The sequence below is a fragment of the Pseudomonas sp. BS3767 genome, assembly GCF_900099665.1.
GTDB classification, from domain to species: domain Bacteria; phylum Pseudomonadota; class Gammaproteobacteria; order Pseudomonadales; family Pseudomonadaceae; genus Aquipseudomonas; species Aquipseudomonas cerasi.
Genome location: NZ_FNCX01000003.1, coordinates 762,786 through 785,530, shown reverse-complemented (window position 1 = coordinate 785,530; position 22,745 = coordinate 762,786). Strand labels below are relative to the sequence as shown.

18 protein-coding genes are annotated in these 22,745 nt (G+C 60.3%); 8 read left to right on the top strand and 10 right to left on the bottom strand.

What is annotated here, in order from left to right:
• Nucleotides 1-4: 4 nt before the first annotated feature.
• From lpxK to BLR16_RS12730, 7 genes are all read right to left on the bottom strand, one after another.
• Entirely contained in the window at nt 5-1,000 is a 996-nt protein-coding gene (lpxK, locus tag BLR16_RS12760; RefSeq protein ID WP_074807850.1) for a tetraacyldisaccharide 4'-kinase, read from the bottom strand.
• Nucleotides 1,000-1,431 (bottom strand): ExbD/TolR family protein, encoded by a 432-nt coding sequence (locus BLR16_RS12755; protein ID WP_003409582.1) that lies wholly within the window; start codon nt 1,429-1,431, stop codon nt 1,000-1,002. The genes lpxK and BLR16_RS12755 overlap by 1 nt, the downstream gene beginning before the upstream one ends.
• Nucleotides 1,428-2,105, bottom strand: a complete 678-nt coding sequence (locus BLR16_RS12750) for a MotA/TolQ/ExbB proton channel family protein (RefSeq protein WP_371124086.1) — start codon at nt 2,103-2,105, stop codon at nt 1,428-1,430. The genes BLR16_RS12755 and BLR16_RS12750 overlap by 4 nt, the downstream gene beginning before the upstream one ends.
• Nucleotides 2,106-2,186: 81 nt before the next feature.
• Nucleotides 2,187-4,403, bottom strand: a complete 2,217-nt coding sequence (locus tag BLR16_RS12745; RefSeq protein ID WP_074807847.1) for a DNA internalization-related competence protein ComEC/Rec2 — start codon at nt 4,401-4,403, stop codon at nt 2,187-2,189.
• A 136-nt stretch (nt 4,404-4,539) separates the two neighbouring features.
• Nucleotides 4,540-5,328, bottom strand: a complete 789-nt coding sequence (locus tag BLR16_RS12740) for an ABC transporter permease (RefSeq protein ID WP_003368378.1) — start codon at nt 5,326-5,328, stop codon at nt 4,540-4,542.
• Complete coding sequence (locus BLR16_RS12735; protein WP_003317464.1) at nt 5,325-6,257, bottom strand: ABC transporter ATP-binding protein; 933 nt, start codon at nt 6,255-6,257, stop codon at nt 5,325-5,327. The genes BLR16_RS12740 and BLR16_RS12735 overlap by 4 nt, the downstream gene beginning before the upstream one ends.
• Nucleotides 6,258-6,440: 183 nt before the next feature.
• Nucleotides 6,441-7,064, bottom strand: coding sequence for a glutathione S-transferase (locus tag BLR16_RS12730; protein WP_003368376.1), 624 nt, complete (start codon nt 7,062-7,064; stop codon nt 6,441-6,443).
• A 160-nt stretch (nt 7,065-7,224) separates the two neighbouring features.
• Here BLR16_RS12730 and BLR16_RS12725 point away from each other — a divergent pair, with 160 nt between their 5' ends.
• The 3 genes from BLR16_RS12725 to BLR16_RS12715 all read left to right on the top strand — a co-directional run bounded on the left by BLR16_RS12725 (nt 7,225) and on the right by BLR16_RS12715 (nt 11,204).
• Nucleotides 7,225-9,672, top strand: a complete 2,448-nt coding sequence (locus BLR16_RS12725) for an acyl-CoA dehydrogenase (protein ID WP_074807844.1) — start codon at nt 7,225-7,227, stop codon at nt 9,670-9,672.
• 76 nt (nt 9,673-9,748) lie between these two features.
• Nucleotides 9,749-10,159, top strand: coding sequence for a PA2817 family protein (locus BLR16_RS12720; RefSeq protein ID WP_003430970.1), 411 nt, complete (start codon nt 9,749-9,751; stop codon nt 10,157-10,159).
• A gap of 190 nt (nt 10,160-10,349) precedes the next feature.
• Nucleotides 10,350-11,204: a pirin family protein gene (locus BLR16_RS12715; protein ID WP_003368372.1), complete on the top strand. Its 855-nt coding sequence runs from the start codon at nt 10,350-10,352 to the stop codon at nt 11,202-11,204.
• Between the two features lie 67 nt (nt 11,205-11,271).
• Here BLR16_RS12715 and BLR16_RS12710 read toward each other — a convergent pair whose 3' ends face one another.
• Both BLR16_RS12710 and BLR16_RS12705 read right to left on the bottom strand, forming a co-directional pair.
• Entirely contained in the window at nt 11,272-12,453 is a 1,182-nt protein-coding gene (locus tag BLR16_RS12710; protein ID WP_054080800.1) for a patatin-like phospholipase family protein, read from the bottom strand.
• Nucleotides 12,454-12,485: 32 nt separating this feature from the next.
• On the bottom strand, nt 12,486-13,418 hold the full coding sequence (locus BLR16_RS12705; RefSeq protein ID WP_003430968.1) for a lipid A biosynthesis lauroyl acyltransferase: 933 nt from the start codon (nt 13,416-13,418) through the stop codon (nt 12,486-12,488).
• Between the two features lie 120 nt (nt 13,419-13,538).
• On the opposite strand from BLR16_RS12705, the gene minC reads away from it, so the two are divergent.
• From minC to BLR16_RS12670, 5 genes are all read left to right on the top strand, one after another.
• A complete protein-coding gene (minC, locus tag BLR16_RS12700) occupies nt 13,539-14,279 on the top strand; it encodes a septum site-determining protein MinC (protein WP_003368369.1) in 741 nt (246 codons plus the stop codon).
• Nucleotides 14,280-14,510: 231 nt separating this feature from the next.
• Nucleotides 14,511-15,323, top strand: a complete 813-nt coding sequence (gene minD / locus BLR16_RS12695) for a septum site-determining protein MinD (protein ID WP_003317454.1) — start codon at nt 14,511-14,513, stop codon at nt 15,321-15,323.
• Nucleotides 15,323-15,577, top strand: a complete 255-nt coding sequence (gene minE / locus BLR16_RS12690) for a cell division topological specificity factor MinE (protein ID WP_003317453.1) — start codon at nt 15,323-15,325, stop codon at nt 15,575-15,577. The genes minD and minE overlap by 1 nt, the downstream gene beginning before the upstream one ends.
• A gap of 90 nt (nt 15,578-15,667) precedes the next feature.
• Entirely contained in the window at nt 15,668-16,303 is a 636-nt protein-coding gene (locus BLR16_RS12685; protein WP_003368367.1) for an RluA family pseudouridine synthase, read from the top strand.
• 697 nt (nt 16,304-17,000) lie between these two features.
• Nucleotides 17,001-18,290: a M18 family aminopeptidase gene (locus BLR16_RS12670; RefSeq protein ID WP_003368366.1), complete on the top strand. Its 1,290-nt coding sequence runs from the start codon at nt 17,001-17,003 to the stop codon at nt 18,288-18,290.
• Between the two features lie 254 nt (nt 18,291-18,544).
• Here the strand turns inward: BLR16_RS12670 and BLR16_RS12665 are convergent, their stop codons facing one another.
• Nucleotides 18,545-22,093, bottom strand: coding sequence for an Ice nucleation protein (locus BLR16_RS12665; RefSeq protein ID WP_371124115.1), 3,549 nt, complete (start codon nt 22,091-22,093; stop codon nt 18,545-18,547).
• Nucleotides 22,094-22,745: the final 652 nt, after the last annotated feature.

The window sequence follows — 22,745 nt, the reverse complement described above, 5'->3', positions numbered from 1 at the left end:
GCAATCATGGAGAAAGACGTAGCAGTTGCTGGTCGAACCAACCGACAAAGGCATCGGAAGGTAGTGCATCCACTGCCAGATACCACCAGTCATCAGCGGCAAAGGCACGGCATTTCACCGCATCCTTCTCGGTCATGACCAAGGGCAACGCAGGTGCAAATGTCAGCGCCTCGGCGCTGTAGACAGCATGGTCGGCGAACGCGTGAGTCACCGGTTGCCAGTGTAATCCTTCGAGGGTATTGAAGAAACGTTGGGGATTGCCGATTCCGGCGACCGCATGCAGCGCCTGACCGGCCGGGAAATAATCCACCGGCTGACGTTCGCCACTGCGCAGATTGATCAGCGCCGAAGGCTTGAGCCTGAAGGCGTAGCCGTCGTTCCTGTCAGCCGTCGCGCCGTTATAAAGCAAGGCGTCGACACTGCTCAGCCGCTCGACCGGTTCGCGCAACGGCCCGGCAGGCAGACAACGGCGATTGCCCAGACCACGGGCGGCATCGATCAGCACCAGTTCCAGGTCGCGGGCCAGACGGTAATGCTGCAAGCCGTCGTCGGAAAGAATCACATCCAGTGGTTCGGCAGCGAGCAAGGCCTGTACGGCACGACTGCGATCCGGATCGATCATCAGTGGCACGCCGCAGCGCTGAACGATGAGCAGGGGCTCGTCCCCTGCCTCGCTGGCACTTTGTTCAGGCAGGACGCGCCACGGCAGGCTTGGCGGCGTGGCGCCGTAACCGCGGCTGACCACACCGACACGCAGGCCGCGACGGCGGCAGTGCTCGATCATCCAGAGAATCAACGGCGTCTTGCCAGTGCCACCGACGGTGATATTACCCACCACGATAACCGGCACCGGCGCGCGGTAGATATCCCCCTCGCCCGCCACAAACCGCGCCCGTTTGCGTTCTACGACACGCCGGTAGAGGCCTTCGAGCGGGCGCAACAGCGCCAGCGCAGGGTGGCCCTTGTACCAGGCGTCGAGCAAACGGTCAGTGAATGCCATCAGTTAGCCGGTGTGGCCTCGACAGTGGTCATGCGCAAGTGACTGAAGCCCAGCTTGCCCGCCGCATCCATGGCCGTGATGACCGACTGGTGCGGGGTCTTGCCATCGGCACTGATCGACAGCGGCAGACTGGTATCGCCCGCCGATTCGCGCTGCAGCGCCTCGATCAGCGTTGCCAGGTCGTTTTTCGGCAACAACTGATTGTTCAGCGAGAAAATCCCGTCGGCGTTGATGGCGATGTCCAGCTGTTTGGCGCTGGCGTCCACGTCCGGCGTTCCGGTAACGGCCTGTGGCAGATCCACCCGCAACTGGGTTTCGCGAGTGAAGGTGGTCGTCACAATGAAGAACAGCAGCAGGATGAACACCACATCAATCAGAGAGACCAGATTGATGTCGATGTTTTCCCGGGGTCTGCGACGGCGAAATTTCACTTCTTCTTGCCCCCGTCCGCTCTGGCCAGCGACTTGAGGTCGATCTTGGCGTCGATCAGATCGACATCGCGGTCGCCCTGCACCACTTCAACCAGACGAATGGCCTGTTGCTCCATGCCGACCACCAACTCATCGACGCGGCTCTGCAGAAAGCGATGAAAGAAGATCGCCGGGATCGCGACAATAAGACCCGACGCCGTACAGATCAGCGCCTTGGAAATACCACCTGCCAGCACGCCGGCGTTGGCGGTGGCCCCGGAGCTGTTGAACGAGCCGAAGATATCGATCATGCCCAGCACGGTGCCCAGCAAACCAAGCAGCGGCGCCATGGCAGCGATCGAGCCCAGTGCGCTGAGGTAGCGCTCCAGCTCATGAATGACCCGCGCAGCGGCTTCTTCGATGCATTCCTTCATGATCTCGCGACCATGCCTGGAATTGGCCAGACCTGCGGCCAGGATTTCACCCAGCGGCGAGTCCGCGCGCAGCTGCTTGAGCTTTTCGCTGTCCAGCTTCTTTTCCTGAATCCACTGCCAGACCTGCCCGAGCAGGTGCGGTGGCGTGATACGGCTGGCACGCAACGTCCACAGGCGCTCGATGATGATGCCGGCGGCGGCGATGGAGCTCAGAATAATCGGCAGCATCATCCAGCCGCCAGATTTGACCAGTTCCCACACAGTGATCACTCCCTCGAAAAATTGGCGCCACTCTACCATAGGGTCGCCAAGTGCCGAACGCCGAGATCGATATCCATTCACTCAATCACGCCAGAAGCGCCGTTGCGCGCGCTCGGCCTGTGGCGTTCCGAACGTCCCCAGTTGCAGGCGGACCGCGCCCAGCTCGGCACTGTCGTAACTGGCGATGCCCAAGCCTCGATAGCGCGCCATGACCAACGGATGCGGGTGACCGAACGCGTTGTTGCGACCACGGGAAATCAGCACGCCTACCGGTGCCACGGCGCGCAGAAACGCTTTGGACGACGAGGTCCGGCTGCCGTGATGTGGCGACTGCAACCAGTGAGCACGAAGGTCGAACCCGCTGTCCATCGCCGCGCGCTCGGCGCTCACATCGATATCGCCGGCCAGCAGCAGACGCTCGCCCCCGGCGTCGACGCTGAGGATGCAGGAGGTTGGATTGCCATTAGGCCCCTGCTCCCAGCGCCACGTGGAAAACACCACGCCATCCCACTCCCAGCGTGCACCGCTCTCGCACAATCGGGCATCGAGTTGCGGCGCGAGTCTGGCCAGCTCGCCACCCAGCACCCGGCTCACCGGAAAGGCCTGATGAACCGCCGCCGCACCTCCGGCATGGTCGGCGTCGGAATGGCTGATCAACATCAGGTCAAGATGGCGGACACCTGCCTTGCGCATGGCGGGCACGACCACGCGCTGACCGATATCGAACTCACCGAAACGTGGACCTGCGTCATACAGGAGTGTGTGGTTGCGGGTGCGCAGGAGAATCGCCAGGCCCTGCCCCACATCCAGTTGCAACACGTCTACCTGGCCTTCAGGCACTGATTCGAGTGGCGGAAAAACGCACAGCAACAGCAACGGCCAGCCCAGCGGCCGCACGGGTATGCCCTTGGGCAGCAACAAGAGCAAGGCCCCGAGCAGGCTCAACCACCATGCCCAGATTGGCACCGCACTGGGTAACCAGGCCGGCAATGCGGCAGCCACCGCGTCGAGGAACACGAACAGCCACTGCAGCGCCCCGCCCGCCAGCCAGAGCAGACCTTCCCCGACCACAGGGACCGGCAGCAACAGCGTTCCGAGCAATGCCGGAGGCAGGACGATCACGCTGACCCAAGGGACGGCAAGCAAGTTGGCAAACGGCCCACTGAGGCTGATCGGCAGGTTCAGCGCCAGCAGGATCGGCAACAAGCCGACGGCGATCAGCCATTGCGCCCGTGTCCAGCTTTGCCACCAGCGCCAGGCGCCGAGACGTCCGCTGAAAATCAGGATCAGAATGCCGACCGCTGCGAAGGACAGCCAGAAACCCGGCTGCAGCGTCACCAGCGGCTCGAAGATCAGCACCGTGTTGAAGGACAGCAACAAGGGCCAGACCACGCCCAGATGGCGAAAACGCAAGCGCCACAGCAGCACCATCGCGACCATTACACAGGCGCGCCGGACCGGCACCTCGAAACCGGCCAGCAGTCCGTAGCCCAGTGCAGCGCTGAACGCCAGTGCACACGCCCACGGCAGCCAGGGCAAAAAGCGCGGCCACAGCCCCCAGCGCGCCAGGCCTGCGACCAAGGCGTAAATCACCCCGGCCAGCAACCCGATGTGCTGACCGGAAATGACCAGCAGATGCACAGTGCCGGTATCCTGCAACACCTGCCAGTCGGTGTTCGATAGCCCTGAGCCATCGCCCAGCACCAGCGCTGCCAGACCACCCTCCCGGCCCTGCGCATCGACCGCCAGCAGGCGCTGACGAATGGCATCGCGCCAGGCGGCACGCGCGGGTGCCAATAGCTGACCATCCACTACCGTGCCGGTCGCACCGATGCGCTGCGCCAGCAGCCAGGCTTCATAGTCGAAAGCATCCGGATTGACCAGCCCGGCCGGTCGCTTGAGTTTGACCGCCATACGCCAGCGCTCGCCGCTGCTCACCGGCTGGCCGCCGTACCAGGCCACCCTGATTCGCGCGGGCAGCCTGGCACGTCGTGACGTGGCACCTTCCAGCTCGAAACGCACCACACCTTCGGCGACACTCGGTAAACCGACCACCTTGCCCTGCACCCACAGCGTCTGACCATCGAGACGCGGCGCCAACCGGTCACTCAACGCCCACTGCGCCGACACGCAGGCCCAAGTGAAACCGAGCAGGAACAACGCCAGTGGATAGGTACGGAACGGCAGCAGCATCAACGCCAGTATCGGCATCAACAGCAATAGCCAGGTCGGCGGCAACGCCGGTAGAAAACGCAGGGCAAGCAGCCCGAGCGCGAGCGCGATCATCCCTGTGCGCATGACGGTTCCTTGCAGCGGAAAGCCTAAAGGATCAGCGCACCGGGGAAATGTCGGAAGAGGTGGTGTGTTGCAGAATCTGAACGGCCGCTCCCGGCCAGCGCTCGACCCGCCAGCCTGGCGGGTCGAAGCCAATGTGTTACTGACGCATACCGCGACCGCTCACCAGCAACCTGGCGCAGCCGATATACAGCACGAAGGTCGCCACGATCATGAACGCCAGAGCGATGCTGATCTTGATGTCGGAGACGCCCAGAATGCCGTAGCGGAAGGCATTGACCATGTGCAGGACCGGGTTGGCCAGCGACACGGTCTGCCAGAACGGCGGCAACAGGTTGATCGAGTAGAACACGCCACCCAGATAGGTCAGCGGGGTCAGGACGAAGGTCGGAATGATCGAGATGTCATCGAAGTTGCGTGCAAACACTGCGTTGATGAAGCCCAGCAGAGAGAAAATCGTCGCGGTCAACACCACCACCAGAATGGTCACGCCCAAGTGGTGCACTTGCAGGTCAGTGAAAAACATCGACAGCATGGTGACGATGAAACCGACCATCAGACCACGCAACACACCGCCCAGGGTGTAACCGACCAGAATGGTGTGCGGCGAGACCGGCGAGACCATCAGTTCTTCGATGGAGTGCTGAAACTTGGCACCGAAGAAGCTCGAGACCACGTTGCCGTAGGAGTTGGTGATCACCGACATCATGATCAGCCCCGGCACGATGTACTGCATGTAGGTAAAGCCGCCCATGTCGCCGATCTGGCGACCGATGAGGTTACCGAAGATGACGAAGTACAGAACCATGGTGATGGCTGGCGGCAGCAGGGTCTGCGGCCAGATCCGCATGAAGCGGTGCACTTCACGGTAGACGATGGTTTTCAGGGCAATCAGGTTGGGGCGCAACTCGCCGTTGGCTACGGTCATACCGCCACCTTCGCGAGGTTTTTTTCCACCAGGGACACAAATAACTCCTCAAGGCGATTGGATTTATTACGCAGGCTCAAGACTTCGATGTTCTGGAAGGCCAACTGGCTGAACAGCGCAGTGATGCCGACGTTCTTGTCGACCTGCACTTCCAGGGTGTGGCTGTCGAGCAGGCGGCAAGGGAAACCGGGCAGTTGTGGCGCGGTCTGCCAGGAGGCCTTGAGATCGAGCACGAACGTCTCGACGGTCAACGTGCTGAGCAGCTGCTTCATGCCGGTGTTCTGCACGATCACCCCGTGGTCGATGATGCCGATGTTGCGGCACAGCTGTTCAGCCTCTTCCAGGTAGTGCGTGGTGAGGATGATGGTGATGCCTTTGCTGTTCAGCTCGGTCAGAAAGGTCCACATCGAACGGCGCAACTCGATGTCCACGCCTGCGGTGGGTTCGTCGAGGATCAGCAGGCGCGGCTCGTGAATCAGCGCACGGGCGATCATCAGACGCCGCTTCATGCCGCCGGACAGCGAACGCGAAGGCACGTCGCGCTTTTCCCAAAGCCCCAGCTGCGTCAGGTACTGCTCGGCGCGCTCTTTGGCGATTTTCGCCGGGATGCCGTAGTAGCCCGCCTGAGTGACGACGATATCCAGGGTCTTCTCGAACTGGTTGAAGTTGAACTCCTGCGGCACGACACCGATGCAACGCTTGAGCGCAGCGGGCTCGCGATCCAGGTCGTGGCCAAAGATATTCACCGTACCGCTGGTCTTGTTGACCAGCGTCGAGATGATGCCGATGGTGGTGGATTTGCCAGCGCCGTTGGGGCCCAGCAAGGCGAAGAAATCACCTTCGGCGACGTCCAGATCGATGCCATTCAAGGCCTGGAAACCGTTGCCGTAGGTTTTGGTTAGCTGCCGAATGGACAGAGCGGAAGACATATCGGGAAAGGTACTCATCAGAAAAAGGAATTGAAGATGACTGTCACCAGCCGCCTGCCGTGACGACCCAGCCGCGCAATGGTGCTTGGCTGCGCCGTTCAAGTACAGACACATCTGTTAATAGTAAATATCGAGCGCCGGACATGCGCCCGACCAGCCCTATCACCTGTTCACATCACATGCTCAGGTTAAAGGGGTCATGACCGCCTTGCGATAAGCCGGGCGAGTCTTGAGACGCTCATACCAGGCTTGGAGGTGAGGCAGCGGCGGACGTTCAATCGGCATTTCAAACCAGCCGTAGGCGAAGCATCCCAAGGGAATATCACCCATGCCGAACGCATCGCCAGACAGATAGGGCTGTCGCGACAGCGCCTCGTCGGCCACCAGCAGCAGGCTGTGCAGCGTCTTGATGCCTTGCTCGATGGCCGGCCAGTCCTGTTTATCGGCGGGCGTGCGTATTACACCCCAGAACACTGGGCTGAACGGCGCGGCGATGGTCGAGGTGGTCCAGTCCATCCACTTGTCTGCGTTGGCACGAGCCTGCAGATCTGCGGGGTATAAATCAGAATCGGGGGCATGGCGGGCGGCCAGATAGCGCACGATGGCGTTGGACTCCCACATCACGAAGTCGCCGTCTTCGATCATCGGAATCCGGCCGTTGGGGTTTTTCGCGCGATAGGCCGCTTCGTTGACCAGGCCGAATGCACCACCGGCGTCCTGCGTCTCGTAGGGTACGCCCACTTCCTCGGCAATCCAGAGTGCCTTGCGCACATTGCTGGAATTCTTCCGTCCCCAGATCTTGAGCATTGCGTTCCCCTCGCAGTCGCTGATAAATAAAGGCTCACAGTCTACCCCGAAGCGGCGGCAACTTCCTCGTCAACCAGGGGTCACTATCGATGTCGCCTCACCACTGCCCGGCGACCAGTTTGATCGCCGCCACAGTGGCGGTCATCACGGAGGAATACTTATGCTGTTGTTGTGGATTGTTGTGCTGGTCGTCGGCATTGCCTGGCTGGCTCATCGGCGAACCGCCCCGCTCCCGGCGCTTGGCGTGGTAGCTGTCTACCTGCTGGCCATGGGCATTTTCAGTCACGCGCCAGGATGGCTGCTGACGGTGTTCTGGTTGCTCTGGCTGGCAGTGTTCATACCGGTAATGCTGCCCGATCTTCGCCGCAAGCATTTCACTGCGCCGATGTTCAGCTGGTTTCAAAAAGTCCTGCCGCCGATGTCGCAAACCGAGCGTGATGCGATCGATGCCGGCACGGTCTGGTGGGATGGCGAGCTGTTCAGCGGGCGCCCGGACTGGGACAAGCTGCTGGCCTACCCGAAAGTCCAACTGACCGAAGAGGAACAGGCCTTTATCGACGGGCCGACCGAAGAACTCTGCGCGATGGTCAGCGACTGGGAAATCGGCCAGGCCATGGACCTGCCGCCTGAAGCCTGGGCGCACATGAAGGCGCACGGCTTTTTCGCGCTGATCATTCCCAAGGAATTCGGTGGCAAGGGCTTCTCCGCCTACGCCCACTCCCAGGTAGCCATGAAGCTGGCCACCCGCAGCGGCGACCTGGCGTCCACGGTGATGGTGCCCAACTCCCTCGGCCCGGCAGAATTGCTGCTGCATTACGGCACCGACGAGCAACGCAATCATTACCTGCCACGTCTGGCACGCGGTGAAGACATCCCCTGCTTCGCGCTGACCGGTCCGCTGGCCGGTTCCGATGCAGGCGCGATGACCGACACCGGGATCATCTGCAAGGGTCAGTGGCAGGGCGAAGAAGTCATCGGTCTGCGCCTGACCTGGGAAAAACGCTACATCACCCTCGGCCCGGTCGCCACCCTGCTGGGTCTGGCCTTCAAGGCCCACGACCCTGAGCACCTGCTCGGCGAAAAAGAAGATCTGGGCATCAGCCTGGCGCTGATTCCGACCGACACGCCCGGCGTGGAAATCGGCCGCCGTCACCTGCCATTGGGCGCAGCGTTCATGAACGGCCCCAACTCGGGCAAGGACGTGTTCATCCCGCTGAGCTACCTGATCGGTGGTCAGCCGATGCTGGGCAAAGGCTGGATGATGCTGATGAACTGCCTGTCGGTGGGTCGTTCGATCTCGCTGCCGGCAGTCGGCACCGGCGCAGCCAAGTACACCAGCCTGGTCACTGGCCAGTACGCGAAGGTGCGTGAGCAATTCAACGTGCCTATCTCGGCGTTCGAAGGCATCCAGGAAGCGCTGGCGCGTATCGGTGGCAATGCCTGGCTGATGGACAGCGCGCGCATGCTGACCGCCAATGCGGTCGACCTGGGCGAGAAGCCTTCGGTGCTCTCTGCAATCCTCAAGTATCACCTGACCGAGCGCGGTCGCGAGTGTATCGGTCACGCCATGGACGTGCATGGCGGCAAGGGCATCATCATGGGCCCGAACAACTATCTGGGTCGCAACTGGCAAGGTGCGCCGATATTCATCACGGTCGAGGGCGCCAACATCCTCTCGCGCAACCTGATGATTTTCGGCCAGGGCGCGATTCGCTGCCATCCCTTCGTGCTCAAGGAAATGGCCCTCGCCGGGCGCGAAGACAAGCAGCAGGCGCTGATCGAGTTTGACAGCCTGCTGCTCAAACACATCGGTTTTGCGGTGAGCAATGCCGCCAGCACCTTCATCCTCAACCTGGGCTTCGGTCATTTCGAAAGAGCGCCGGGTAACGGCTTGAGTCAGGGCTATTTCCGCGCGCTCAACCGTCAGGCAGCAGCGTTCGCGATGCTCGCCGACTTGAGCATGATGCTGCTGGGTGGCGAATTGAAACGCCGCGAACGCCTTTCGGCCCGCCTGGGTGACGTGCTCAGCCATATGTACCTGGCCTCGGCAGCGCTCAAGCGTTATCACGACCTCGGTTCGCCGGACCATATGAGCCCGTTGTTCCGCTGGGCCATGGAAGAAAGCCTGGGGCATTCGGAACGTGCGATGGACGAGATCCTCAGCAACTTCCCCAACCGCATACTGGGTGGGGTGCTGCGTGCCGTAGTGTTCCCGTTCGGTCGTCGGCACAAGGGGCCATCGGACAAGCTTGATGCGGAAGTTGCCCAGGTGCTGGGCCGCGCCAAGGGCGATCCGACGCTGGAAGAGTTGCTGGCAGGCTGCTACCGCCCGCAATCGGCAGACGATCCGGTCGGCGCGCTGCAACACGCCATCGACCTGCTCAGCGCTGCGTATCCGCTGCACAAGAAGCTGCAAGTGGCAATCAAGAGTGGTCAGGTCAAGCCGGACGCTGGCGAGCCTGTCATCGACGCCGCGCTGCGCATCGGTGTGTTGCAGGCCGACGAAGCGCAAACCCTGCGTACCGCCGAGGCAGCCCGCCGCAAGGTGATTGATGTGGATGATTTCGACAAGGAAGAACTGACCCTGGCAGCCGGCAAGATTCGCTGATAGTCAGGTCGCACCACACAGCAGGCGCGTAGAGCTTTATACTCTCGCGCCTGTTTTTGCATTTGAGGATTACCCAATGGCCGACGCCACTCTCGATCACCAACTTGGCCTGCTGGCACACCTGCGCAGCATTCTGGTCGCGCTGGGCGAGGCCGAGCAGGTTCCGGAAGAAAGCCACGCGCTGTTCATGGAGCGTTTCGACGAACTGGTCGAGCTGTTGCCGCAGGCCCCCATCGAAAGCCAGTACCTGGGTCAGGACATCCTCTGCCAGGTCATCCAGCGCTACCCGCAAATCGCGCATCTGGTACCGCGCGACCTGCTGTGGTTCTTCGCCGGTGACTGCCTGCATTTCATGCCGGATGATGAAATCGAGCTGTATCAGGCGCTGGAAGAACGCCGCTACGAAGCGGAGCAGAACGAGGAACCGTTCGACTGGAATCAGGAGAAACAGCTGCTGAGCATGTCGACACAGGGCAGCAAGCACTGAGCATCCTCTGGCTTCAAGCCTGCCCCGGAGATCATTCCGGGCAGGCTACCTGTCACTCCGCGCCACTGCGTCATGCAGCGCAACCTATCGACCAATACGATCATTCTGTCCCGGCATTCGAATAAATTTATCGAATGGACAGGCATACCATGACACTTCGTATCACCTGATAAGGAGTGCTCTGTCTCCCATGACTCAATTTCGTAAAGTCCTGTCCATTCAAGCGGGTCAACCAGCGTCCGATGGCGCGGGCGTCAAGCTGACGCGCGTCTTCGGCGGACGTGGCGTGGAGCAGTTCGATCCGTTTCTGATGCTGGACGAGTTCGGGTCAGACAAGCCGGATGACTACATCGCCGGTTTTCCACCTCACCCGCACCGTGGCTTCGAAACGGTGACCTACATGCTTGAAGGCCGTATGCGTCATGAAGACCATATGGGCAATGTCGGCCTTCTGCAGAGCGGCGGTGTGCAGTGGATGACGGCGGCACGCGGGATCATTCACAGCGAAATGCCTGAACAGGAAGAAGGCACCATGCGCGGCTTTCAGCTCTGGCTGAACCTGCCGGGCAAGAACAAGCTGAGCGATGCCAGCTACCAGGACATCCAGCCGGAAAACGTTCCGAGTGTCACCACCCAGGCCGGTGTACAAGTGGTGGTATTGGCCGGGCATTTCGACGATGGCCAGGTTCGCCAGGCCGGGGCAGTACAGCGTCCGGACACCGAGCCGTTGTACTTTGACTTTGATATGCCTGCCGGCAGCCGTATCAGCCCGCACGTACCCGAAGGGCACCTTGTGCTGCTGTACGTCTATGAAGGCAGTGTCGAGCTGGAAGGCAGCACCCAGCCGATCGGTAAACGCCAAATGGCACGCCTGTCCGACATCGGTGAGGTGCAGATCAGCAGCGCCGCTGGTGCGCGGCTGTTGCTGATTGCAGGCAAGCCCCTGCGTGAACCGATCGTGCAGTACGGCCCCTTTGTGATGAACACCAAGGAAGAGATCGAGCAGGCGATTCGTGACTTCCGGGAAGATCGTCTGACGGCGTGACAACTTCGCTCACTGAGCCCTGCGCACGCTGATCAAGAGACAGAGGCCCCGCCTCTGTCTCGCCGAGTTATTCCAGACGCAGAAAGCGCTTCAGTTCGGCACCCTGAGCAATCGCGTCGTGACGCCCCAGTTCGATCAATTCGCTGCAATAACCTGACTCGAACAGCAGATAGCTCAGCACACTGGCGCCGCTGCTCTTGGTCGCACCCGGCCCGCGCAGGAACGTGCGCAGTGCGGGGGGCAATTCGCGGCGGTGGCGGGCCGCAATCTCATCCAGCGGACGGCTCGGCGAAATCACTAGCACTTCCACCGGCTCCATGCCCGGCTGCCTGACCTGATCCTCGGGCAGCAACGCACTGGCGGTGTTCAAGCGTTCGAGCAGCTCGATATCGCTTTCCAGGTTGTCGATGAACGTGCTGTTGAGCATGTGGCCGCTGATCTGCGCCAGGCTTGGCTGAGCGCCGCGTGGCGCGCGGGGTGCCGGTCTTTCGGCTTTAAGGCCGCGCGGGTTGCCGCTCACGCCGACCACCAGAACACGATTGGCGCCCAGGTGCAGCGCCGGGCTGATCGGTGCCGACTGACGCACGGCCCCGTCGCCAAAGTATTCCTCGTCGAGCATCACGGGGGCGAACAGCAAGGGAATGGCTGAACTGGCGAGCAAGTGATCCACGGTCAATTGCGTCGGACGGCCGATACGGCGATGGCGCAGCCAGGGTTCGATCGTACCGCGGCCCTGATAAAACGTGACCGCCTGACCCGATTCGTAACCGAAGGCAGTCACCGCCACTGCACGCAAATGATGAGCGTCGATGGCGGCTTCGATTCCGGACAGGTCCAACCGCTCATTGAGCAGATCACGCAGGGGCGAACTGTTGAGCAAGGCAACCGGGATGTTTCGTCCAAACCCCAGCAGACTGCGACCGAAAAAACGGCTGGCCTGATGAATCACCCCGGACCAGTCGCTGCGCAGCACCTGATGGCTGCGAAATGACTGCCAGAATTCGGTCAATTGATGAATGGCAATCCGAAAATGCAGCGCGCCACTGGCCAGCTTGACGGCATTGATCGCGCCAGCCGACGTACCGACGATGACCGGAAAGGGATTGGGCGAACCGGGCGGCAGCAGGTCGGCAATGCCTGCCAGTACGCCGACCTGATAGGCCGCACGCGCCCCGCCACCCGATAAAATCAGCCCGGTTACAGGCTCGACACCACTTACTGCACTGCTCGTTACTGCGCGATCCTGCATCTACGACTGACCTCGGTGATCAACGACGCTTTTTATCTATGCTTCTCATATAGCTTCTGTTCACCGGCTGGTCGACTTTTAAAGCGTCGATGGGCCCAAAGATATTGTTCCGGGCATTCAGTGACGGCTTTTTCCACCCATTGATTGATGCGCAGGCAATCGGCTTCGTCGCTCTCACCCGGAAAGTTGTCCAGCGGCGGATGAATCACCAGCCGGTAACCGCTACCGTCTGCCAGACGCCGCTGAGTGAAGGGCACAACCTGCGCACGGCCCAGGCGGGCGAATTTGCTGGTGGCGGTCACGGTCGCGGCCTGGATGCCGAACAGCGGCACAAAAATGCTCTGTTTGGCGCCATAGTCCTGATCCGGCGCGTACCAGATCGCCCGACCGGCGCGCAGCAACTTGAGCATGCCGCGTACGTCATCGCGCTCGACAGCCAGTGAATCAAGGTTATGGCGCTCGCGTCCGCGACGCTGGACGAAGTCGAACAACGGGCTCTTGTGTTCGCGATACATGCCGTCAATGGTGTGCTGCTGGCCCAGCAGTGCCGCGCCGATTTCCAGCGTGGTGAAATGCAGCGCCATCAGAATCACGCCCTCGCCTTTTTCCTGAGCACTCTGCAAATGCTCGAGCCCTTCGACGTGGGCAAGCCTGGCCAGACGTTTTTTCGACCACCACCAGCTCATGGCCATCTCGAAGAAGGCAATCCCGGTGGAGGCGAAGTTTTCCTTGAGCAGACGCTTGCGCTCGGCCGCGGACAAATGCGGGAAGCACAGCTCCAGATTGCGTGACGCGATTTTTTTTCGATCAGTGGCCACACGGTACATGATGGCGCCCAGTGCCCGACCGATGACCAGCAGAACGCGAAATGGCAATTGAACAATCAGCCACAAGAGCCCCAGCCCCAGCCATAGCGGCCAGAAACGGGGGTGAAGGAAACTGGCTTTAAGACGCGGGCGATCCATTTGGGCTTCCGTCAGAACAAAGGCCGCGCATTCTACAACGGTTCTGGCCGCTTGCGGCTCGCGGGCGTTCTCGCTATAAGTCTCGGCACTTTTAGCGACAAGCTGTTGTGTATATCAACCATGAGCCAGATTGAATCGCAAAACCCGGAACCTGTATTTCAGCTCAAGGGCAGCATGCTCGCCATCACCGTGATGGAGCTGGCCCGAACCAACCTTGAAGCGCTCGACAGGCAGTTGGCGGCCAAGGTGGCACAAGCCCCCAACTTCTTCAGCAATACGCCGCTGATCCTGGCTCTGGACAAACTCGCACCGAACGAAGGCCCGGTGGATCTACCGGGTCTGGTGCGCATCTGTCGCCAGCATGGCCTGCGCACCCTGGCGATCCGCGCCAACCGTATCGAAGACATTGCCGCGGCGATTGCCGTCGACCTCCCGGTGCTGCCGCCGTCCGGCGCACGTGAGCGCGTGATCGACCCGGTCGAGGCCGAAGCACCGAAAAAAATCCCGGAAAAACCGCCAGAGCCACTGATCAAGCCGACCCGCGTGATAACCGCTCCGGTACGCGGCGGTCAGCAGATCTACGCCCAGGGCGGCGACCTGGTGGTGGTCGCGCCGGTCAGTCCCGGTGCGGAACTTCTCGCCGATGGAAACATCCATGTCTACGGCCCGATGCGTGGCAGGGCACTGGCGGGAATAAAGGGCGATACCAAGGCACGGATCTTCTGCCAGCAGTTGAGTGCCGAACTGATTTCGATTGCCGGGCAATACAAGGTGTCCGAGGACTTGCGCAGGGACCCGTTATGGGGCTCGCCGGTCCAGATCAGCTTGTCAGGTGATGTGTTGAACATCATTCGTCTTTAACGGATACTGCCGCAATTTTCAAAGCATCTCTGATTCGTCGCGAAATTGTCGTGAAGGCGGCAGGAAGTTCTGAAAAGCACTGCTTTTCAGCGGGTATATGAGTCGAAAGTAATAGCTTAGTGCTAGCTTTCCGGAATCAGACCCCAGGATTTCCAGAATGCTTCGGCGGGCGCGGCGCCAGGAGATGCCTTTCAGGGACTCAATGTCCTTTTCCTCTAGGGGTGATACACCTTGGCCAAGATTCTCGTTGTTACATCCGGCAAGGGTGGTGTGGGCAAGACCACCACCAGCGCCGCCATCGGTACCGGTCTCGCACTGCGCGGCCACAAGACAGTCATCGTCGACTTCGACGTCGGCCTGCGTAACCTCGACCTGATCATGGGTTGCGAACGTCGTGTCGTGTATGACTTCGTCAACGTGGTCAATGGCGAAGCCAACCTGCAACAGGCGCTGATCAAGGACAAGAAGATCGAAGGCCTGTTCGTGCTGGCCGCCAGCCAGACCCGTGACAAGGAAGCACTGACCAAGGAGGGCGTTGAAAAAGTCCTCATGGAGCTGAAGGAATCCTTCGAATACATCGTCTGCGATTCGCCGGCCGGTATCGAAACCGGTGCTCACCTGGCCATGTACTTCGCCGACGAAGCCATCGTCGTGACCAACCCTGAAGTCTCGTCGGTACGTGACTCCGACCGCATGCTGGGCCTGCTGGCCAGCAAATCGCGTCGCGCCGAACGTGGCGAAGACCCGATCAAGGAACACTTGCTGCTGACCCGCTACAACCCTGAGCGCGTCAGCAAGGGCGAAATGCTCGGCGTGGAAGACGTCAAGGAAATCCTTGCCGTTACCCTGCTCGGCGTGATCCCCGAATCCCAGGCTGTACTGAAAGCCTCCAACCAGGGCGTGCCGGTCATTCTAGATGACCAGAGCGATGCGGGTCAGGCCTACAGCGATGCGGTTGACCGCCTGCTGGGCAAAACACTTGAGCACCGGTTTCTGGATGTGCATAAGAAAGGATTCTTTGAACGCCTGTTCGGGGGTAATTAATGAATATTTTTGACTTCTTTCGTGACCGCAAAAAAGGAAGCACGGCCTCGGTCGCGAAAGAGCGTCTACAGATCATCGTTGCTCACGAACGCGGCCAACGCAGTACCCCGGACTACCTTCCTGCGCTGCAGAAAGAGCTGGTGGAAGTGATCCGTAAATACGTCAATATCGAGTCTGACCAGGTACAGGTCGCTCTGGAAAGCCAGGGCAGCTGTTCGATTCTGGAACTCAATATCACCCTGCCCGATCGCTGATCAGGCAGTCGCTCGCGGCGGTATCGGCGCACTTCTACGGAAGCTGCGCCCTTGCCGCCGTTGGCGTTTCTAGCGTTTCGAGGCCGTTGCATGCCGTTGTCGAACATCCGCATCATTCATCAGGACGCCGCCGTTCTGGTGATCGATAAGCCTACCCTGCTGCTTTCCGTTCCCGGCCGTGCCGACGATAACAAGGATTGCCTGATTACCCGCCTGCAGGAAAACGGTTACCCCGAAGCGCGTATCGTCCATCGCCTGGACTGGGAAACCTCGGGCATTATTCTGCTGGCCCGTGATGCCGATACGCATCGAGAGCTGTCGCGTCAGTTTCATGACCGCGAAACCGAGAAAGCCTACACCGCACTGTGTTGGGGCCAACCGTCCCTGGACAGCGGCAGTATCGATCTGCCATTGCGCTATGACCCGCCCACCAAGCCCCGGCATGTGGTGGACCACGAGGGTGGCAAACACGCGCTGACATTCTGGAAGGTTGTCGAGCGGCATGACACTTACTGTCGCGTCGAGCTCACGCCGATCACTGGCCGCTCGCATCAGTTGCGTGTGCACATGCTGTCGATCGGGCATCCGCTGTTGGGTGATGGTCTGTACGCGCATCCGGAAGCGCTGGCGGCGTATCCGCGTCTGTGTCTGCATGCGAGCATGCTGAGCTTTACCCATCCGGGGACCGGCGAGCGATTGACCTTCGAGTGCACCGCGCCGTTCTGATCTGAATGACACGCTGAATATCGTGCAGATGCTCCGCGTCATACAGCTGCTCTGACTATCGTTCCCACGCCCCGCGTGGTAATGCCGTTCGTGACGCTCCGCGTCACACAGCGGTTCTGCGACTTCAGGTGGATTTAGGGTCGACTCAGGTCACCTTTTCGCCCCTCGGCGAGTTACTTTGATGGGGCCAAAGTAACCAAAGCCCCCCGCTCCTGTTTCCGGCCCGACTTCGTCGGGTTCCTTCGCCCTGTCACTGATCCGGGGGTCGCCGCAACGGGCCATCCATGGCCCGGTGCGGCTAGCCTGGCGTCCTGCCAGGCTACCCCCGGATCAGCGCCAGGACTCAGCCGTCACTAACGTCGCACTCTGCGTCGTCAGTGCCACCGCGGTTGAAAAGCGCTTTTACTCTCGGCGCTGTGCGTCAACTTAGACTATCGTGCCTGCGCTCCGCGTAGGCATGCAGTTCGTTACGCTCCGCGTCACCCAGGGTTTGCGATATCAGGTGGATTGGCGTTCGGCTCAAGTTACCTTTTCACCCCTCAGCGACTCACTTTGGGGGACCAAAGCGAGCAAGGCCCTTGGCTCCGGTTTCCGGCTCAACTTCGTCAGGCCCTTCGCGGTCGAAAAGCGTTTCTGTGGCAGCGGCAACGACTGAGCCAATGCGGTAAACTCGCGCCATTGCTGTCTGGAGCTATTTATGCGCGCAGAGTTGAACAAAGGCCTCATCGATTTTCTGAAGGCTTCTCCCACCCCGTTCCACGCCACCGCCACCCTCGTGCAACACTTCGAAGCCGCAGGCTTTCAGCGGCTGGACGAACGTGACACGTGGGCAGTAGAAACCGGGGGCCGTTATTTCGTCACCCGTAATGACTCTTCCATCGTCGCTTTCCGAATGGGTCGTCAGTCACCACTCACGGGCGGCATCCGCATGGTCGGCGCACACACGGACAGCCCGTGCCTGCGGGTCAAGCCGCAACCGGAACTGCAACGTCAGGGTTTTTGGCAACTGGGCGTCGAAGTCTACGGCGGCGCCTTGCTGGCCCCCTGGTTTGACCGTGATCTGTCGCTGGCCGGCCGTGTCACTTTCCGCCGCGACGGCAAGGTTGAAAGTCAGTTGATCGACTTCAAACTGCCGATCGCCGTGATCCCCAATCTGGCGATTCACCTGAACCGCACTGCCAACGAAGGCTGGGCAATCAATGCGCAAAACGAACTGCCTCCCATCCTGGCGCAGGTCGCCGGTGACGAGCGCGCCGACTTCCGGGCATTACTGACCGACCAACTGGCCCGCGAGCACGGCCTCAATGCCGATGTGGTGCTCGATTACGAGCTGAGTTTCTACGACACCCAAGGCGCCGCTGTGGTCGGCCTCAATGGGGACTTCCTGGCAGGCGCACGCCTGGACAACCTGTTGTCGTGTTTCGCCGGGATGCAGGCACTGCTCAACACCGAGAGCGACGAAACCGCCCTGCTGGTGTGCACCGATCACGAAGAAGTCGGCTCGTCTTCCGCTTGTGGCGCAGACGGTGCGATGCTCGAGCAGATCGTCCAGCGTCTGTTGCCAAGCAGCGAAGACTACGTGCGCACGATTCAGAAGTCGCTGCTGATATCAGCCGACAACGCCCACGGCATTCATCCCAACTACGCTGACAAGCACGACGCCAATCATGGTCCCAAGCTCAACGCAGGGCCGGTGATCAAGGTCAACAGCAACCAGCGTTACGCCACCAACAGCGAAACCGCCGGTTTCTTCCGCCATCTGTGCATGGCCGAAGAGGTCCCGGTACAGAGCTTTGTGGTACGCAGCGACATGGGTTGCGGCTCGACCATCGGACCGATCACTGCCAGCCATCTGGGTATTCGCACGGTAGACATCGGCTTGCCGACGTTCGCCATGCACTCGATTCGCGAACTGGCCGGTAGCCATGACCTGGCGCATCTGGTCAAGGTATTGAGCGCGTTCTATGCCAGCCACGAGCTGCCATAACGGCTGAGGCGATAATCGATAACGCGGGGGTGACCTGTTGCTCCCGCGTTTCGGTGTTGACGCTCGCTAGAGTGCCCATTGAAAGAAATAAAATGTCTCTCATCATAACGATAAAAAAGATACTTTTGCCTGCGCCATTTTGAACCACCTCGTACCGGACAACAGGTCATTTGTTTATAAAGGGACTTCATGTCCCGAATTCCATCGACGCGCCCTGTCGATGATTCAGTCGTGGAGTGCTTGAATAACGCGGGCTACTTTACCTCTATCCAGTCATCGTCCTCGTCGGGTTTATCGACAATATCGTCATCTTCGTTCACGTAATACGGTATGTCGGCCTCAACACCGTTCTCACCCGTTCTGGCGACCAGTTGCCTGTACCTCTTCCCGTCCCAGAGCCTGAAAATAAGTGTGGAGTCTTCTCCAGCCGAGAGCGTCGAGCCTTCACTGCCAATAAGTTTGCTACGAGCGCCTGCCGTCAAGACACTGTTCTTACCAGCGGTCAATCTGCTTTGGTCTCCCGCCATCAGAGTGCAGTCATGCCCGCCGGTCAGTTTGCTTCTATCGCCGGCAGTCAGATAACTGTTATTACCGGCCAGCAGTTTGCTGCGGTCACCCGCGGTCTGATTACTGTCTGCACCGGCAATCAACCGGCTGCGATCACCCGCCAGTTGTACACTGCCCGCACCGGCAATCAGCGTGCTGCGAAAACCTGCTGTCTGCGAGCTGCCCTTGCCGGCGATCAGCATGCTTTTATTTCCGGCGACCTGAATGCTTTCATGGCCTGCAATCAACGAGCTGCCGTAACTTGCAATCTGGTTACTGCCATAACCCGCAGTCAACGTGCTGCGAATGCCCGATGTAAGACTACTGCCATAACCGGCGATCAAAACGCTGCGAAGTCCGGCGATCAGCGTACTGCCATAGCCTGCCGTCAGAAAACTTCTGATTCCGCTGGTCAGGGAGCTGCCATAACCGGCTATCAATGAACTGTCCTGCCCGGCCGTTGCAGTGCTGCCGTAGCCCGCAGTGAGTGAGCTTCCATACTCTGCGGTCTGAGTACTGCCGTAACCGGCCGTGAGGGTACTTTTATAGCCGGCTGTCTGCGTACTGCCATAACCGGCGATCAGCGAGCTGGCAAAGCCGGCTGTGGAGGTACTTCCGTACCCGGTGGTGAGCGAGCTGTTTTCCTGTGCGGTTTGCGTGCTGCCGTAACCGGCGGTCAACGTGCTCTCATAACCCGCAGTCTGCGTGCTGCCATAACCCGCAATCAGCGAGCTCGCATAGCCGGCGGTGGAGGTACTTCCATAACCTGTCACCAGATCACTGCGCTCCTGCGCGGTTTGCGTACTACCGTAACCGGCGGTCAACGTGCTCTCGTAGCCTGCCGTTTGCGTACTGCCGTAACCCGCGATGAGCGAGCTGGAATAGCCCGCAGTAGAAGTACTTCCGTAACCTGTGGTGAGCGAGCTGTTTTCCTGAGCGGTTTGCGTACTGCCGTAACCGGCGGTCAACGTGCTTTCGTAGCCTGCCGTCTGCGTGCTGCCATAGCCGGCGATCAAGGAACTGGAATAGCCCGCAGTCGACGTGCTTCCGTAGCCTGCGACCAGGTCGCTGCGCTCCTGTGCCGTCTGGGTACTGCCGTAACCGGCGGTCAGTATGCTTTTGAAGCCCGCCGTCTGAGTGCTTCCATAGCCGGCGATCAGCGAACTGTTTGACCCTGCCGTTGAAGTGCTGCCATAGCCTGTGACAAGGTCGCTGTGTTCTCTGGCGGTCTGGGTACTGCCATAACCGGCGGTCAGCATGCTTCTGTAACTCGCGGTCTGGGTGCTGCCATAACCTGCGATCAGCGAACTGCCCGAGCCTGCGGTTCCCGTACTGCCATAGCCCGCAATCAGGTCGCTACCGTCCCTGGCCGTCTGAGTACTGCCATAACCAGCGGTCAGGATACTTTTGTGGCCCGCTGTCTGTGTACTTCCATAACCCGCAATGATGAAACTCTCGTGACCTGCGGTACCTGTACTTCCGTAACCGGTGGTGAGGTTACTGGCAGCCCCGGCCGTTTGCGTACTGCCATAGCCTGATGTGAGTACGCTGCCCTGCTGTGCGGTCTGGGTACTGCCATAACCTGCCGTGAGCGAGCTTTCACTGCCCGAGGTTTGCGTGCTGCCGTAACCGGCGATCAGCGAGCTGTCAGCGCCAGCTGTTCCGGTACTGCCATATCCGGCCGTCAGGGTGCTGCCCTCACGGGCAGTCTGGGTACTGCCATAGCCTGCGGTAAGCGAACTTTCGCTGCCTGACGTCTGCGTGCTGCCATATCCGGCGATCAACGAACTGTCGGCACCTGCCGTGCCAGTGCTGCCATATCCGGCGATCAACGAACTGTCGGCACCTGCCGTGCCAGTGCTGCCGTAGCCCGCCGTCAGGTTGCTGCCTTCCTGAGCCGTTTGCGTACTGCCGTAACCCGCTGTCAGCGCACTGTCACTTCCCGAGGTCTGCGTGCTGCCGTATCCCGCGATCAGCGAGCTGTCGACACCTGCTGTACCCGTGCTGCCGTACCCCGCCGTCAGGTTGCTGCCCTCCTGGGCCGTCTGCGTACTGCCGTAACCCGCCGTGAGCGAGCTGTCACTGCCCGAGGTTTGCGTGCTGCCGTAACCGGCGATCAGCGAGCTGTTGGAACCTGCCGTGCCGGTGCTGCCATACCCAGCAGTGAGATTGCTGCCTTCCTGGGCCGTTTGCGTGCTGCCGTAGCCTGCGGTCAGGGCGCTGTCACTTCCCGAGGTCTGCGTGCTGCCGTATCCCGCGATCAGAGAGCTGTCGACACCTGCTGTACCCGTGCTGCCGTACCCCGCCGTCAGATTGCTGCCCTCCTGGGCCGTCTGCGTACTGCCGTAGCCCGCGGTCAGCGAACTGTCGCCTCCCGAGGTTTGTGTACTGCCATAACCGGCGATCAACGAGCTGTCCGAGCCAGCCGTGCCGGTGCTGCCATACCCAGCGGTGAGATTGCTGCCTTCCTGAGCCGTTTGCGTGCTGCCGTAACCCGCTGTGAGCGAGCTGTCTTCTCCGGAAGTCTGGGTACTGCCGTAGCCGGCGATCAGCGAGCTGTCCGAACCTGCCGTGCCGGTGCTGCCATACCCGGCGGTGAGATTGCTGCCTTCCTGAGCCGTTTGCGTGCTGCCGTAACCCGCTGTGAGTGAACTGTCCCCGCCCGAAGTCTGAGTACTGCCGTAACCGGCGATCAGCGAGCTATCCGAGCCTGCCGTGCCGGTGCTGCCGTACCCTGCCGTCAGGTTGCTGCCTTCGCGGGCGGTCTGGGTGCTGCCGTAACCCGCTGTGAGTGAGCTGTCCCCGCCCGAAGTCTGAGTACTGCCGTAACCGGCGATCAGCGAGCTGTCCGAGCCTGCCGTGCCGGTGCTGCCGTACCCTGCCGTCAGGTTGCTGCCTTCGCGGGCGGTCTGGGTGCTGCCGTAACCCGCTGTCAGCGCGCTGTCCCCACCGGCGGTCTGGGTGCTTCCATAGCCAGCGACCAGCGAGCTTTCGGAGCCGGCGGTGCCTGTACTTCCATAACCGGCAATTAGATCACTGTGGTTGCCAGCGGTCTCGTTACTGCCATAACCGGCAATCAGACGACTGTGATTGTCGCCACTCAACGTGCTGCCGTAAGTGGCGGTCTGCAAATTCTGCGGCGTCGTCACCGGCAGGGTGTTTACTGGGGCGGCAGCCGCGCTGACCGACGCGACATCGAACACTTCATGACGGGCCTGTTCGGCCACCGGTAACGTGACACTTGCTACCGCAGGCATGGGCGTGGGTATGGCCGTAGGCATTGGCGTTAACGTTGACGTTGACGTTGACGCAGGGTCGGCCTGACGTGCCGAAATGAAGTGTGACGCGCTGATCCTGTCGCCGACATGAACCACCTCGGCCCGCGGAAACTTGACCATTCCCGGCTCTTCCAGACTGATGATGTCTGCAACGGCAACTTCACAGACAATCCATCGAGCATCGGCATGCACGCTTAGAAAAGCGCTGGTTCCAGCGCCCCACAGTAAACCGACCAGACCATTCTCATGCCGCCTGGTTGACTGCCAGTATCTGGATTCCACCGTGCCGGACGCGGGCCATATAAGGCCGCAGTGATCGGCCATGTTATTTGCACAGGTACGCAGCACCAACGCCTTGTCGAGAGTCATTACAGCATCCTCATAGATCCTTTAAATAAAAGCAGCCGCACTTATCAAGCATTGCTTTATAGGACAACTGCCATGTCAGCCTTAATCCAAACATGGAACGATCGTGCAAATAATACCAACTAAACAGCGCCTATCCTTCCACACCAAAAACCTACCACACCCCATTAACAAACATTAATTAACATTAAGATTTTTCTTAAATCCGCTGAAAACTAGAATAATTACTCTGGGACATTTCATCAAAAAAACCAACTAATTTAAC